Genomic DNA, 14,109 nt, shown 5'->3' with positions numbered 1-14,109 from the left:
TAAAAAATAAAACGGTGCAGGATTGTAATCAGAATATTTTTCCATAATAATATTTGACATTTACGTATTTGAAATATATAATTTTTTCAAAAATACTATTTGAAACTGTGAAGAGGATTAGTAAAATGTAAGGTGTCTTACAAAGAGAGGAAACCATTGGTGGAAGGTTTCTTAAGACAGACATTTGAACCTGCCTCGGAGTTCTGTATCGGATTCGTTTTTGAAGATACATGCGGATAAAATCCGTTATCATGTCGAGAGTATAAAGCATTCGCTTTATGAATTTAGGGTGGTATCGCCAGGTCTTGGTCCCTTTTTGGGGCCAAGGCCTTTTTATATTTAAGGCTGTGTTAAAGCAATTCTTTGATTTCATACCCTGTTGTTTGGAGCGGAAGGCACGAAGACTCCTCGAAAATGCTATCGCATTTTCTTCGTGCGTGGGCGGATTCAAGGAGTAATTCAATGTCCTGCGGGAGTACGGGGCAGGGGAGACCCCACAGGCGCTTAAGCGCCGAGGAGGCTCCCCGTACCGCCCGCGGAAAGCGAAGTGCCTGGAGCGGTAATCAACAGCCAATTTTAACACAGCCATATTTAAAAAAATAATGAGGTGTCAGCATGGCTAAGGAATTTGTAAAAGATGTTACCAGTATGGACGAGGATTTCGCCCAGTGGTATACCGATGTTGTAACAAAAGCAGACTTAATTGATTATTCAAGTGTACGCGGATCGATGATCATCCGCCCTTATGGGTATGCACTTTGGGATAATATTAAAAATGAATTGGATCGCCGTATCAAAGAAACAGGACATGAAAATGTCTATATGCCATTATTTATCCCTGAAAGCTTGCTCCAAAAAGAAAAGGATCATGTCGAAGGCTTTGCACCTGAAGTGGCATGGGTTACACACGGCGGTTCTGAGGAACTTGCTGAGCGTTTAGTCGTCCGCCCAACTTCAGAGGTTCTTTTCTGCGAGCATTATAGCAATATCATCCATTCATACAGGGATTTACCGAAGCTTTATAATCAATGGGCTAACGTGGTCCGCTGGGAAAAAACGACTCGTCCATTCTTACGTACATTAGAGTTTTTATGGCAGGAAGGTCACACTGCACATGCGACCGATGAAGAAGCGATGGAAGAAACCATCAAAATGCTGAATGTCTATGCTGCAATCTGTGAAGAGATTCTAGCGATCCCAGTAGTAAAAGGTCAGAAGACGGAAAAAGAAAAATTTGCTGGTGCAAAAGCTACTTTTACCATTGAAAGCTTAATGCATGATGGTAAAGCCCTTCAATCCGGAACGTCTCACCACTTTGGAACGGGTTTTGCGGAAGCATTCAATATCCAATATACCGATAAAGAAGGAAAGCTTCAGTATGTACACCAAACATCATGGGGCTTTACTACAAGGATCATTGGGGCATTAATTATGGTTCATGGCGACGACCGTGGTTTAGTTATTCCTCCAAAAGCGGCACCAACTCAGGTAATGATTGTCCCAATCGCACAGCACAAAGAAGGAGTTCTTGATTTCGCTTATGATTTGAAGAAGTCTTTATCCGGTGTTGCTCGTGTAAATATCGATGCAAGCGATAAAAAGCCAGGCTGGAAATTCAATGAGTACGAAATGAAGGGGATTCCAGTTCGTTTAGAAGTTGGACCAAAGGACATTGAAAACAAGCAGGTTGTGTTGGTAAGAAGGGATACTTTAGAAAAGGTATTTGTTCCTTTGGATCAATTAGAAACCAAGCTTGTTGAATTACTCGATGATATTCAATCAAATTTATATAATAAAGCTTTGACGCACCGTGAAGAAAGAACATCTGTAGCTGTAACGCTTCCAGAATTAAAGGAAAAGCTTGAAGCGAAACCAGGCTTCATTAAAGCTATGTGGTGCGGAGACCTTGCGTGTGAAGAGAAAATCAAAGAAGAAACAACGGCAACTTCAAGATGTATTCCATTTGAACAAGAACAGGTTTCTGAAACTTGTGTATGCTGTGGGAAAGAAGCAGACAAAATGGTTTATTGGGCAAAAGCATACTAATAAATATGGAGACTCTTCCTTTTTGGAGGAGTCTTTTTATTAAAGGCTACTTGATGACCGAAATCAAAAGCAAAATGAAAAAGTGGCAACCAAGAAGAGTTCATGAAGCACAAAATCAGAATGAATATGAAAAAGTGCTCCTCATGGAGGCTTCATGAAGCCCAAAATCAAAGGCAGAAAGAAAAAATTATCCTCATGAAGGACTTATGAAGCCCAAAGTCGAAAAAGAAAAGTAATAACGGTCATCATGATGAAGACTGATGTTTAAGGGGGTAAACGGGTTGAAACCAATTTTAAGAGAATTTCCAGAGGAGTTTACTTCAGAAAGACTATTAATCAGAAATCCCATGCCTGGAGATGGAAAAGCGGTATATGACGCGATTCAGGCTTCATTAAATGAACTAAAACCGTGGATGCCATGGGCTCATAATAATCAAACCCAACAGGATGTAGAAGCCAATATCCGTGATGCCTATGTAAAATTTTTAGCTCGCGAGGATCTTAGATTACTTGTTTTTAATAAAGAGACAGGTGAATTTATTGCCTCTTCAGGATTGCATAGAATCGACTGGGCTGTGCCGAAGTTTGAGATTGGCTATTGGATCGATACTCGGTTTTCTGGAAAGGGTTATATTACAGAAGCTTCCGAAGCCATCACAGAATTTGCCATTAAAGAACTGAATGCTAGGCGTGTAGAAATCCGCTGTGATTCACGAAATATCAAAAGTCATGCAGTACCAGAACGATTAGGCTTTACTTTAGAAGGTATTTTAAAAAATAATAGTATCGCAGTTGATGGCAAGGAATTAAGAGATACATGTATCTTTGCGAAAATAGTGTAAATCATTAAAAAGAGTACCTGTTACTACAGGTACTCCTTATTTATATACCCAGCTTTTTCCCTGGATTGTGATTTCTAATCTTTAAGGACTTATGTTATGGTTCGAATTATTCAAAAATAGTCGTGTGTGATTTGCATCACTTACTCCTTATGTAAATTATCATAAATCCCTATATAAATAGTGATAACTACATAAGGAGTGATACTTTTGTTAGATCAAAGAACAATCGAAATTATTAAATCAACAGTACCTGTATTAGAAAAACATGGTGAAACCATTACAACTCGTTTTTATCAAATGATGTTTGGTAATCATCCAGAACTGTTAAATATCTTTAACCATGCAAATCAAAAACAAGGAAGACAACAAAAAGCTCTTGCTGGAACGGTCTATGCGGCAGCTCAATATATAAATAATCTGGAAGCAATTCTTCCTGTTGTTAAACAAATTGCTTATAAACATAGAAGTCTTGGAATTAAAGCCGAGCATTACCCGATTGTAGGAAAGCACCTATTATTAGCTATTAAAGATGTATTAGGTGACGCTGCTAGTGAGGAAATCATTGACGCATGGGGAAAGGCCTATAATGTAATTGCAGATGCATTTATCAGTGTCGAAGCTGAAATGTACGAACAAGCTTCTTCTCAAAAGGGTGGATGGGACGGTTTCCGCAGCTTTGTGGTTGACCGTAAAGTAAAGGAAAGCGATGTTATTACTTCCTTCTTTTTAAAACCAGTGGATAATCAAGAAATTGCTCATTTCCTTCCTGGGCAATATATCAGCATAAAACTTGAAATCGATGGTGAAGAATATACTCATATCCGTCAATACAGTTTGTCAGATTCTCCGGGTAAAGAGTATTACCGTATTAGTGTAAAACGTGAAGCTGGTACTCCACATCCAGATGGAATGGTATCTAATTACCTGCATGACATCGTAAATGAAGGATCGATCCTTAAGGTTAGTGCTCCAGCAGGAGATTTTGTTCTGGATACTGAAAAAAATACACCTGTTGTGTTAATAAGCGGCGGTGTTGGGTTAACACCAATGTTGAGTATGTTAAAAACAGTGGTTGAATTCCAGCCGCAACGAAACGTAACATTCATTCATGCCGCAGCAAATGGTAAAGTGCATGCTTTAAAAGATGAAGTTGTAGCCCTAACCACGCTCGAACATGTAAACTCATTTTTCTTTTATGATTCACCAACAGAGGAAGACCGTATGAACAATGCCTTCGATGTTGAGGGATATGTGACACAGGAATGGTTAGTTAACAACATTTCTACCATGGATGCAGACTTCTATTTCTGCGGTCCTGTACCATTTATGAAAGCAATCAATACTTATTTAAAGAATTTAGGAGTTCAGGAAGAAAGAATTCGATTTGAATTTTTTGGACCAAAAGGCAATCTTGAAGAAAGTGTGGAAAAAGAACCGGTTTCCGTTTAGAAAATCGGTATCCTTTATAGGATTTAAACGTTGAAATAAAGCTATTTTCATAGATTCATATATGTATATGCTGAATTCCCTTTGTGCCCCATGGAAGCATAACCATACTTCAAAAAACAAAACAACGGATAAGAGTTTATACAAAGTTCCGTTATATCCAATTATACAAATTATTGATATCGGCGGAAACGGATATATTATTGTTACTACGGTCATGCATTCCTATAGATATCCTCGTTTCTATTGGTATCGCTTTAATCGGCTTAATTATATATTGGAAACTTAATAAGAAAAATGAAAAATCGCAAAAGTTAAAAGCAAGTTAACTGTTCCAGTTAAAGAGAAGTTCTATATCAAGACCATCCTTTTTAGGGTGGTCTTTTTGTGGGTGGGATCAATATGAAATTCAAAAACTGGGCAAACTCTTTTACTAATATTCCTTCAAAAATGTGCATGCTTATATACTGTTTAACCAGAGCCACAAGTACCCCACAAAAAGGTAATTGCAGTTCATTTTGTTCTCAAATTCCTTGTAAAACCTTATATTACACATATCAAAGAGATAGAGAAAAAAGTTTATAACCTGAAAAATGTAAGTGAAATATAAACTATTTTCTGAATAGATTTCAGTTCATTTCTAATCCAAATGTTAATTATCAGAAAATTCGATATTGATTATAAATTGAGACAATCATATTCTTGGACTATCAAACCAATGCTTTTATTGAGGAGTGAAAGAATGCGTTTAGGTGGTCCTGTTTTTAAGGAATCAAAAGATCCTGGTGAATTAGTTAAACTGCACCAAAAGTTAGGTTATTCGGCAGCATATTGTAAGTACATTGAAGACCCTTATGAAAGAGAAGAGTATAAACACGCTTTTAAAGAAGCAGATATTGTGTTAGCTGAAATGGGTGCCTTCTGCATGAATATTTCCGACCCAGACCTAAACCAGCAAGAAAAAGCTATCAAAATGATTATTAAAAGGCTTGAGCAGGCTGAGGAAATGGAAGCATTGTGCTGTGTGATGCATGGAGGAAGCTACAATAATAATGGATGTGTGCAAGCTCATTTTGACAATTTTTCTGAAAAAAATATTGAGCATAACATTCATGTTATCCAACGAATAGTAGATGAGGTACAGCCGAAAAAAACAAAGCTTGTACTAGAAACAGAGAGTTACGTGCTTCCGGATAACCCAAAACTATATCTTCATATGTTAAAAGAAATTAATAGAGAGGGATTTGCTGTTCACCTCGATCCAGTAAACATGGTCTCGTCGCCAAGAAGGGCGTATTACAACGGAAAATTTATAAAGGAATGTTTTGAAACGTTAGGTGAGTATATTGTGAGTTGTCATGCGAAGGATACTAACCTTATTGATCACGCCACAACACAGATTACAGAAACTTATCTTGGCAATGGAATACTTGATTATGGTACCTATTTAACAGAATTAAACAAACTTTCACAAGAACCGCCTCTCATGATTGAACATATAACGGAGGAACAACTCCCCAAAGCACTAAATTACATTTTTAATAAGGCATCTGAACTAGGCTTGATATTTAAACATTTAAAAAAGCGAGAAATAGTAAACTTGTAGGTTAGGAGGAGGAAGGATTTGATGAAACTAGCTGCAATTGTTGGAGAAAATCAAGCAGTGTTGATAGAAAAAGATAAACCCATACTTCATGAAGGGTGGGCACTTGTAAAAATTTATGCTGCTCCGATGTGTGCTGAATATAAAGGATTTATTCATGGCCATAAAAATGACTGTCTCGGTCATGAGGGGGCAGGTGAAGTAGTTGAAACAACACCGGGAAGTAAGGTGAAGGTTGGAGACAGAGTGGTAGTTATGCCGCAGTATCCATGTGGCGAGTGCGAATACTGTTTGTCAGGAAGCTATATTTATTGTGAGCATAACATGGACTATCACGCAGGTACCATGTCTCAATATATTGCAAAACCTTCATGGCTGCTACAGAAAATCTCAGATGGAGTTTCATACGAAAAAGCATCATTGGCGTGCTGTGGACTGGGACCATCACATGGCGCATTTGAGGAAATGGGGATAAATGCTTTCACTACAGTTTTAATTACTGGTATAGGTCCAGTTGGACTTGGGGCAATAATCAATGCTAAATATCGCGGTGCAAGGGTAATTGCAGTCGAAATGAATGAGTATCGTGTCAATTTAGCGAAAGAACTTGGTGCAGATTATGTAATTGACCCACTTGATGAAGATGCTGTAGCAAAAATTAAAGAATTAACAAACGGAAAAGGTCCTGATTTTGGGATTGATTGCTCAGGTGTTCCAGCCGCACACCGTTTATTAATTGATTGTGTCAAACGGCTTGGGAAAATTGCATTTATAGGAGAATGTGAGAAAGATTCAAACATTCGGATTAGCCCTGATTTAATTCGTAAAGGGATCCATTTAATAGGATCTTGGCATTACAATCTAAATGAATATCCGAAGATTATGGAAATTATACAAAATTCCCCTCATATTGATAGATTTATTACACATTCATTTCCTATGAGTCGTATTCAAGAAGCATTTGAAATTTCTGCTTCTCAAAATAATGGAAAAATAATTATTAAACCGTGGGAGTGAAGAAATGAAAATTGGCATTAATTTGTTGCTATGGACAGATCATCCGCAGCCGTCTAAACATGAAGGGCTTTTTGCCAAGATTAAGCATTGGGGATTTGACGGAGTGGAGATTCCAATTGATCCTATTGAATACCAAAATTCGGAGAAAATAGCTAAACTGCTAGACGAATTGCATTTGGAAAGAACAACGATTACAGCCTTAGACGGAACATTGGCTGATCCATCAAGCCGAGAGCCAAAATTAAGACAAGCTGCCATTGACGTTCTAAAAAGAAACATAGAAAAGACAAAAGCAGTTGGTGCAGATTTGATGGTTGGTCCAATATTTCAGGGGCTTGGTAAATTTACGGGTCACTCTCCTCAGCCAGATGAATGGAAGTATGCAGTTGAAACCATTCGTACTGTTGCTGAATTTGCACATACGCTTGATGTGAAACTGGCCTTAGAACCATTAAATCGGTTTGAAATGTATGTGGTTAACACGGTTGCTGACGGAGTTAGATTTATTAAAGAAGTAGATATGGAAAATGTAGGTCTTTTAGTCGATACACACCATGGGAATATTGAGGAAAACAACACAGCAAAGGCATGGGAAAGTGTCGCAGAATATATTTTTCATGTTCATATATCCGAAAACCACCGGGGTGTCCCTGGCAGTGGTCAAGCAATCCCTAAAGAGATATTTGAAACACTTAAAAAAAGTTCCTATGATAACTGGCTTACGATTGAGGCGTTTGGTCAAAATGTTCCCGGGTTAATCTCAAGGCTTCACCTATGGCGTTCTTTTTCGAATGATAATGATGATTCGGCACGGCTGGGAATTGAATTTATTCGTCAAAATCTTTAATGGAAAATCTCTTTAAGAGGTGAGAGTGTGCCTAAAGTTAAAACGAATGGTATTGAACTGTATTATGAGGAAAGAGGAAGCGGAACTCCCTTATTTTTAATTATGGGATTAGGAGCTGATGGCTCGTTATGGGAAGAACATGTAAAAGTTTATGAAGAGCACTTCCGTTGCATTTTGATTGATAATCGGGGATCTGGACGTTCTGAAAAACCTGAAGGTCCCTACAGTACAAAAGAAATGGCAGAAGATATCGCGGGATTAATGAAAGCGCTTCAAATAGAAAAAGCCCACGTTTCAGGAATTTCAATGGGAAGCGGTATTGCGCAAGAACTTGCATTAACCTATCCACAAATGATTAAATCCCTTACTTTAATTGCTTCGTGGGATCAATGCGAACCGTATACGAAAAGAATTTTTGAGATGTTTAGGTCAACCGCTGGAAAATGCGAACCTAGTACGTTTACACGCGTTCTACAGCTGTGGATCTTTACACCTGATTACCATAAATATCACCTAGACGATTTGTTAAGAAGGGAACAGGAAGGAGATCAAAACCCTTATCCTATGCCTTTGCACTCTTTCCAGGCACAGTGTGATGCTTGTATTTCACATAACACAAAAGGGCGCCTTGGTTCTATCAATGTTCCTGTACTAGTAACAAGTGGAGATATAGACATTTTTACCCCTTTGAGTTATTCAAAAGCAATCGCTGATGAAATTCCAAATGCTGAATTATTTGTCCTGCCAGGAACAGGTCATACTCATCATTGGGAAAAGTTACGTGAATTTAATGAAAAAACGCTAGAGTTTATGCTGCTCTGTGATAGATAAAACGAAAGGTGGTTAATGAAATTGAATCCAAAAATTTCAATTGGGTCATGGGCATTTGCTTTTGGTCCGTTTTCAAAAGAACCTTGGTCATTTTCCCGTATTCTTCAATACGCTTCTAAGGCTGGGTATGATGGTGTGGAAATCAATGGATTTCACCCACACCCTAATCCTGAAATTTACGATACAGTTACCAAACGGATAGAACTAAGAAAAGAAATGGAATCGTATAATCTGGGAATCTCAGGGTATGCACCTGATTTTACTTCTGCTCCACCTGCACTGGTTGAACAATCAAAATATTTGGAGCTTATTAAGAAATACATTCAATTCTCGCAAGATATTGGTACAACTATTTTGCGTATTGATACGGTAAGTCCTCCTGAGGCGATTTCAGAACAAGAATATAATGAACGTTTTAATCGGCTTGTATCAAATTGGAAGGCCTCTGCAGAAATAGCAGAGCAGGAAGGAATGAAAATTGTCTGGGAATTTGAGCCGGGTTTCTGGTTAAACAAGCCAAGTGAAGTGAAAAGATTAGTTGAATCAGTGAATAATCCGGCATTTCAAATTCTATTTGATACAAGCCATGCTTATATGAGTGGTGTCATTGGTGCAAGGCATATCGGTGAAAGAGAAGTTTTGTCTGGGGGTACTATCGAATATGCCAAAATGCTTGAGAACTATATTGGACATTTTCACGTAATTGATTCGGATGGGACGCTTCATGATAATGAAACAAGCACACATGCCGAATTTGGCAGCGGTTATGTTGATTTTAAAGGATTTTTTACGGAGCTTAAGCCAGTCATTTCAAATTTGGAGTGGTGGTGTGTTGACTTCTGCTTCAATGCTCATGTAGAAGAATGGGGAAGAAGGGCAGTTCCTTTTATTAAGAATCGAATACAGGAGGTTTCGTAAATATGACACTAAAATTTGGATGCCAGACATATACGTGGCAAATGTCTTATGAGAAGTATAAAGACAAGGTTTCAGATATTCTAGATTCTATTCAAAAGGCTGGTTTTCAAGGCGTTGAAGCAGAAGTTTGCATGCTGGGTCCTTATTCTAACAGCCCAGAGAGACTGGTTGAAGCATTGCAAAGTAGAAATTTGCAGTTAGCAGCATTGACCCTGGCTTTACCTTGGCAAAACGGAAAGGAGACTGAAGATGAAAAGCAGGAGGCGAACCATCTATTAAACTATTTAAGTTATTTTCCAGAAGCAAGGTTAATACTAGTCCAACTGCCTGGGAAAGACCGTTCAAATCTTTTAGAGCGTCAACGGAATTGCTTGAAGTGTGTAAATACTGTGGCGGAAAGAGCGCATAACCTTGGTATTATAAACACATACCATCCTAATTCACCAAACGGATCGGTATTTCGAACTGCAGAAGACTATGACGTTATGTTTGCTGGCTTGGATACACGATATGTTGGGTATTGTCCTGATTCAGGGCATATCGCAAATGGGGGAATGGATGTAATGAAAGTTTTCCAAACAAGTCGTTCCCTCATTAAGCACGTTCATTTTAAAGATATCTCAGGGAAAAAAGAGTGGCGGACTATGGGAGAAGGTATTATTGATCATACAGGTATTGTGAATTTCCTTCGGAAAACAAGTTACGATGGCTGGATTCTGGTTGAAGAAGAATCGACGTGGTCTAAATCAAACCCAAATGCTGCGGCAATAAAAAATGGTCAATATGTGCAAAGGTATTTACAATAAATAATTCTCATTGAGCTTAATAAAACACTGAATCAAAAAAGGGGGATAGCACTTGATGAAAATGGAAATAAATCAGAATCAATCCATTCCAATAGAGATTCAGTATGGTAGGATAGATTTGGCTAAAAAACAGATAAAGAAATATTGGCAGCTGTATATTCTTATGCTGCTTCCACTAACATATATTCTCATTTTTAAGTACGTTCCTATGGCGGGAGTTCAAATTGCATTCAAGGATTACAATTTTGTAAAAGGGATTTGGGGTAGTGAGTGGGTCGGATTACAACATTTTATAACCTTTTTTTCCTCACCGAATTTTTGGCCGATTTTTCGAAATACATTGGAAATTAGTCTTATAACCTTGTTATTTAATTTTCCGGCACCCATAATTTTGGCTTTGTTTTTAAATGAAATACGGATGGGATTTTTTAAAAAGTCAGTCCAAATGGTTACTTATGCACCCCACTTTATTTCAACAGTGGTCATGTGTGGGATGATTCTATTATTTCTTGCCCCAAATGGAGAGATGGGTAAATTATTTACGCAATTGGGACTCAAGCCCATTAACTTTATGGGAATTGCCGACGAGTTCAAATTTGTATATGCCTTAACTGACATGTGGCAGCATATGGGGTATTCGTCGATAATTTATTTAGCTGCACTTGCTGGCATTAACCCTGAACTATATGAAGCAGCCAAGGTGGATGGTGCTTCTAGATTGCAAAAAATGATCTACATTGACTTGCCTGGTATTGCACCTGCGATTGTCATCATGTTAATACTTAGCACAGGTGACGTTTTAAATGTAGGATTTGAAAAAACGTATTTACTGCAAAATAATCTGAATTTGCCAGGTTCTGAAGTAATTGCAACATATGTATACAAAGTCGGACTTCTTAATGCGAACTATAGTTATTCTACTGCAATTGGAGTCTTTAACTCTGTTATTTCATTTACTTTACTTATTATCGTTAATGCCTTTGCTAGAAAAATTTCAGAACATAGCTTGTGGTAATGTTCGTTGTAAAAAGAGGTGAAGTAAATAATGGTTAAAAACACACGCATTCGAGATTCAACGTCTGATAAAATCTTTTTAGTCTTTATCTATTTTGTTTTAATATTATTTCTTTTTATTATTTTGTACCCACTACTCCATATTGTAAGTGCATCTATAAGCGATTCTGATGCAGTCACAGCAGGCCGTGTAAGCATCTTTCCAGTAGAGCCTACTTTAATAGCTTACAAAACTATTTTCCAAAGTCCTGACTTAATTATGGGATATGCAAATTCCATTTTCTATACCGTTGTCGGCACCATTGTTCAGGTATCTATGACGGTTCTGATTGCTTATCCACTTTCTAGAAAAGGAATTTACGGAAGAGGCTTAATAATGGGGATTCTCGTATTTACTATGTTTTTTAACGGAGGCCTCATTCCAACTTATTTAGTTGTCAAAGAACTTGGTTTATTGGACACAAGATGGGCAATGATTATTCCTCAAGCATTGGTCGTGTTTCAGGTAATTATAGCCCGGACATTTTTCCAATCAACCTTGCCGGATGAACTTTATGAGGCTGCACAATTGGATGGTTGTAATGAATTTAAGATATTTCTAAATATAGTGCTTCCTCTTTCAAAACCAATTATTGCTGTTTTAGTTCTGATGTACACGGTAATGAACTGGAATGCCTATTTTGAAGCCTTAATTTATTTGAGCAGCGATAAACTGTTTCCTCTGCAGCTTGTTTTGAGAAACATTTTAATTATGAATAATCCGCCCGGTCAAATTATTACTGATCCAGTTAAATTGGCTGCAATGAAAGAGGTAGCGGAACTAATGAAATATGCACTCATCGTTGTTGCTAGCATACCTGTACTTGTTTTATACCCATTTATCCAAAAGCATCTCATTAAAGGTGTGATGATTGGTTCAATCAAAAGTTAATAACTTTCTTTCAAAGGTTAGTAGCTTTTAGGAATATGTAGTGGCAAGGGAATGGTTCTATAAAAATCTCATGTGAGCGGGGTATATTATGAAAAAGATGTTCGTTTTAATAGCTTCCTTATTAATCGTACTTACCGGGTGTATAAATTCTGAATCTGAAAAAACAACGGGGGGAAAAACAAAATCTGGTGACTTGGTACTGCCTGCCTTTTCCGTTCAATCACCTGATATTCAAGACTATGATAATAATGATTTAACCAAATTAATCGAAAAGAAATTTAATGTGGAAATAAAATGGACGTTATCCCCAGAAGAGGGTGCATTAGAAAAACAGCAATTGCTTATGGCAAGTGGCAATTATCCAGCCATTTTTTTCGGTGGGGATTTCAATCAAAATGATCAGGTCAAATTTGGGAAAAACGGTGCATTTATTCCTCTTAATGATTTAATTGAAGAGCATGCACCCAATATAAAGACCGCATTTAAACAAAAGCCGTATTATGAAAAAGGTGTGACAGCTCCAGATGGCAACATTTATGCACTTCCTGGTTTAGAGGAATGTTATCATTGTGATTACTCTCAAAAAATGTATATTAACGTGAAATGGTTGGAAAAATTAGGTCTAAATATGCCTGCTACAACAGAAGAACTTGAAACCGTACTAAAGGCATTTAAAGAAAACGATCCAAATGGAAACGGGAAACAGGATGAAATTCCTCTGACTGGTGCAATTAAAGCGTGGCATGGAGAACCTAACGGATTTCTAATGAATGCATTTATTTATGACAATGAAATGGATTATTTTTCGATGGAAAATGGAAAAGTAGATTTTGTCGCAAATAAACCAGAATGGAAGCAGGGCTTAGAGTATATTAGCAGGTTATATGACCAAGGCTTAATTGACCCGCAAGCATTTACCCAGCAAGAAGAAGGATTGAATAAACTAAATAATAATCCGGGGGATGTAATTGTCGGTGCATTTACAAATGGCTGTTGTACCCCAACAGTTGAAAAAGACGGCCGTTGGACAGAATACGAAGTTGTTCCCCCATTAAAAGGACCTAAAGGTGTACAATTCGCTGCCTATTATGGAGGCGGTGTTGGCAACGCTTCATTTGCCATTACAGATAAGGCTACAAAAGAACAGCAAATTGCTGCTATCAAAATTGTCGATTATCTTTTCTCAAAAGAAGGTTCACTCGATGCAATGTATGGACCAAAAGAGGTTGGTTGGTTTGATCCTAAAGAAGGCGAATTTGGTATTAATGGGAAACCAGCTTTATACAACGCTATCGAACCGTGGCAGCGAGAAGATAAAGATAAGAGAAGTGTTACATGGGAAAACGGATTGAAATATACACCAAGGGAGATCTTTGAAGCAAGAGCACAAAATCAGGATATTACAAAACCGGACGGTTATGAAGTCTACCTTTCGAAAATGACTGATAGGATGTCCTCCTATAAACCAATAGAAACTTTTCCTATTTCCATTTGGTTAGACCCTGAAAAAGCTCAGCAAATCGCTCAGATGAGAACCGATATAAATACCTATGTTCAAATAAATACTGTCCAGTTTATTACCGGCCAAAAAGATATAAATAAGGACTGGGATGATTATGTTAAAGGATTTAACGGGCTTGGATTATCTGATTATCTAAGTGCGTATCAGAAAGCATACGATAATATGTATAAGTAACTAAATATATTAAATGACCCTGCTTGAGTATTTTTCAACAGGGTCATTTTTTATTATGAGAGTATATATGATTACGATTGTTTTCTTCTGCAATTATTTATTTCACCTATAG

General features: G+C 37.5%; 12 protein-coding genes and 1 other annotated feature. All 12 genes read left to right on the top strand.

All coding sequences use genetic code 11. The features are described 5' to 3' along the window. Positions 1 to 98 precede the first annotated feature (98 nt). Positions 99 to 317: a binding site (T-box leader), on the top strand. A 298-nt stretch (positions 318 to 615) separates the two neighbouring features. The 12 genes from proS (at position 616) to ACIQAA_RS19965 (ending at position 13,997) form a co-directional block, all read left to right on the top strand. Then, positions 616 to 2,046, top strand: coding sequence for a proline--tRNA ligase (gene proS / locus ACIQAA_RS20020; protein ID WP_402622698.1), 1,431 nt, complete (start codon positions 616 to 618; stop codon positions 2,044 to 2,046). 260 nt (positions 2,047 to 2,306) lie between these two features. Then, positions 2,307 to 2,888 carry a GNAT family N-acetyltransferase gene (locus ACIQAA_RS20015; RefSeq protein WP_402622697.1) on the top strand — a complete coding sequence of 194 codons (582 nt, stop codon included), beginning with the start codon at positions 2,307 to 2,309 and terminating at the stop codon, positions 2,886 to 2,888. A gap of 207 nt (positions 2,889 to 3,095) precedes the next feature. Beyond that, complete coding sequence (hmpA, locus tag ACIQAA_RS20010) at positions 3,096 to 4,337, top strand: NO-inducible flavohemoprotein (protein ID WP_402622694.1); 1,242 nt, start codon at positions 3,096 to 3,098, stop codon at positions 4,335 to 4,337. Between the two features lie 739 nt (positions 4,338 to 5,076). After that, positions 5,077 to 5,940 (top strand): sugar phosphate isomerase/epimerase family protein, encoded by an 864-nt coding sequence (locus ACIQAA_RS20005; protein WP_402622691.1) that lies wholly within the window; start codon positions 5,077 to 5,079, stop codon positions 5,938 to 5,940. Positions 5,941 to 5,961: 21 nt separating this feature from the next. Further along, positions 5,962 to 6,954, top strand: coding sequence for a zinc-dependent alcohol dehydrogenase (locus tag ACIQAA_RS20000; RefSeq protein ID WP_402622688.1), 993 nt, complete (start codon positions 5,962 to 5,964; stop codon positions 6,952 to 6,954). A 4-nt stretch (positions 6,955 to 6,958) separates the two neighbouring features. Further along, a complete protein-coding gene (locus ACIQAA_RS19995; RefSeq protein ID WP_402622685.1) occupies positions 6,959 to 7,801 on the top strand; it encodes a sugar phosphate isomerase/epimerase family protein in 843 nt (280 codons plus the stop codon). A gap of 27 nt (positions 7,802 to 7,828) precedes the next feature. After that, the gene (locus ACIQAA_RS19990; RefSeq protein WP_402622683.1) at positions 7,829 to 8,632 is read left to right on the top strand and encodes an alpha/beta fold hydrolase; all 804 of its coding nucleotides are present in this window, start codon (positions 7,829 to 7,831) and stop codon (positions 8,630 to 8,632) included. 21 nt (positions 8,633 to 8,653) lie between these two features. Beyond that, positions 8,654 to 9,550 (top strand): sugar phosphate isomerase/epimerase family protein, encoded by an 897-nt coding sequence (locus ACIQAA_RS19985; RefSeq protein ID WP_402622680.1) that lies wholly within the window; start codon positions 8,654 to 8,656, stop codon positions 9,548 to 9,550. 2 nt (positions 9,551 to 9,552) lie between these two features. Further along, a complete protein-coding gene (locus tag ACIQAA_RS19980; RefSeq protein ID WP_402622677.1) occupies positions 9,553 to 10,356 on the top strand; it encodes a sugar phosphate isomerase/epimerase family protein in 804 nt (267 codons plus the stop codon). 61 nt (positions 10,357 to 10,417) lie between these two features. Continuing rightward, on the top strand, positions 10,418 to 11,371 hold the full coding sequence (locus ACIQAA_RS19975; RefSeq protein ID WP_402623005.1) for an ABC transporter permease: 954 nt from the start codon (positions 10,418 to 10,420) through the stop codon (positions 11,369 to 11,371). A 30-nt stretch (positions 11,372 to 11,401) separates the two neighbouring features. Continuing rightward, positions 11,402 to 12,301, top strand: a complete 900-nt coding sequence (locus ACIQAA_RS19970) for a carbohydrate ABC transporter permease (RefSeq protein ID WP_402622674.1) — start codon at positions 11,402 to 11,404, stop codon at positions 12,299 to 12,301. Positions 12,302 to 12,389: 88 nt separating this feature from the next. After that, positions 12,390 to 13,997 (top strand): extracellular solute-binding protein, encoded by a 1,608-nt coding sequence (locus ACIQAA_RS19965; protein WP_402622672.1) that lies wholly within the window; start codon positions 12,390 to 12,392, stop codon positions 13,995 to 13,997. The last annotated feature ends 112 nt before the right edge of the window (positions 13,998 to 14,109 follow it).

The sequence above is a fragment of the Neobacillus sp. NPDC093182 genome (genome assembly GCF_044754045.1).
This window is presented reverse-complemented; position numbering and strand designations above follow the sequence as displayed.

What these genes read in the sequence shown, in the direction of transcription:
- proS (WP_402622698.1), top strand. Translation starts at nt 616, where the DNA reads ATGGCTAAGGAATTTGTAAAAGATGTTACCAGTATGGACGAGGATTTC.
- ACIQAA_RS20015 (WP_402622697.1), top strand. Translation starts at nt 2,307, where the DNA reads ATGTTTAAGGGGGTAAACGGGTTGAAACCAATTTTAAGAGAATTTCCA.
- ACIQAA_RS20005 (WP_402622691.1), top strand. Translation starts at nt 5,077, where the DNA reads ATGCGTTTAGGTGGTCCTGTTTTTAAGGAATCAAAAGATCCTGGTGAA.
- ACIQAA_RS20000 (WP_402622688.1), top strand. Translation starts at nt 5,962, where the DNA reads ATGAAACTAGCTGCAATTGTTGGAGAAAATCAAGCAGTGTTGATAGAA.
- ACIQAA_RS19995 (WP_402622685.1), top strand. Translation starts at nt 6,959, where the DNA reads ATGAAAATTGGCATTAATTTGTTGCTATGGACAGATCATCCGCAGCCG.
- ACIQAA_RS19980 (WP_402622677.1), top strand. Translation starts at nt 9,553, where the DNA reads ATGACACTAAAATTTGGATGCCAGACATATACGTGGCAAATGTCTTAT.
- ACIQAA_RS19975 (WP_402623005.1), top strand. Translation starts at nt 10,418, where the DNA reads ATGGAAATAAATCAGAATCAATCCATTCCAATAGAGATTCAGTATGGT.
- ACIQAA_RS19970 (WP_402622674.1), top strand. Translation starts at nt 11,402, where the DNA reads ATGGTTAAAAACACACGCATTCGAGATTCAACGTCTGATAAAATCTTT.
- ACIQAA_RS19965 (WP_402622672.1), top strand. Translation starts at nt 12,390, where the DNA reads ATGAAAAAGATGTTCGTTTTAATAGCTTCCTTATTAATCGTACTTACC.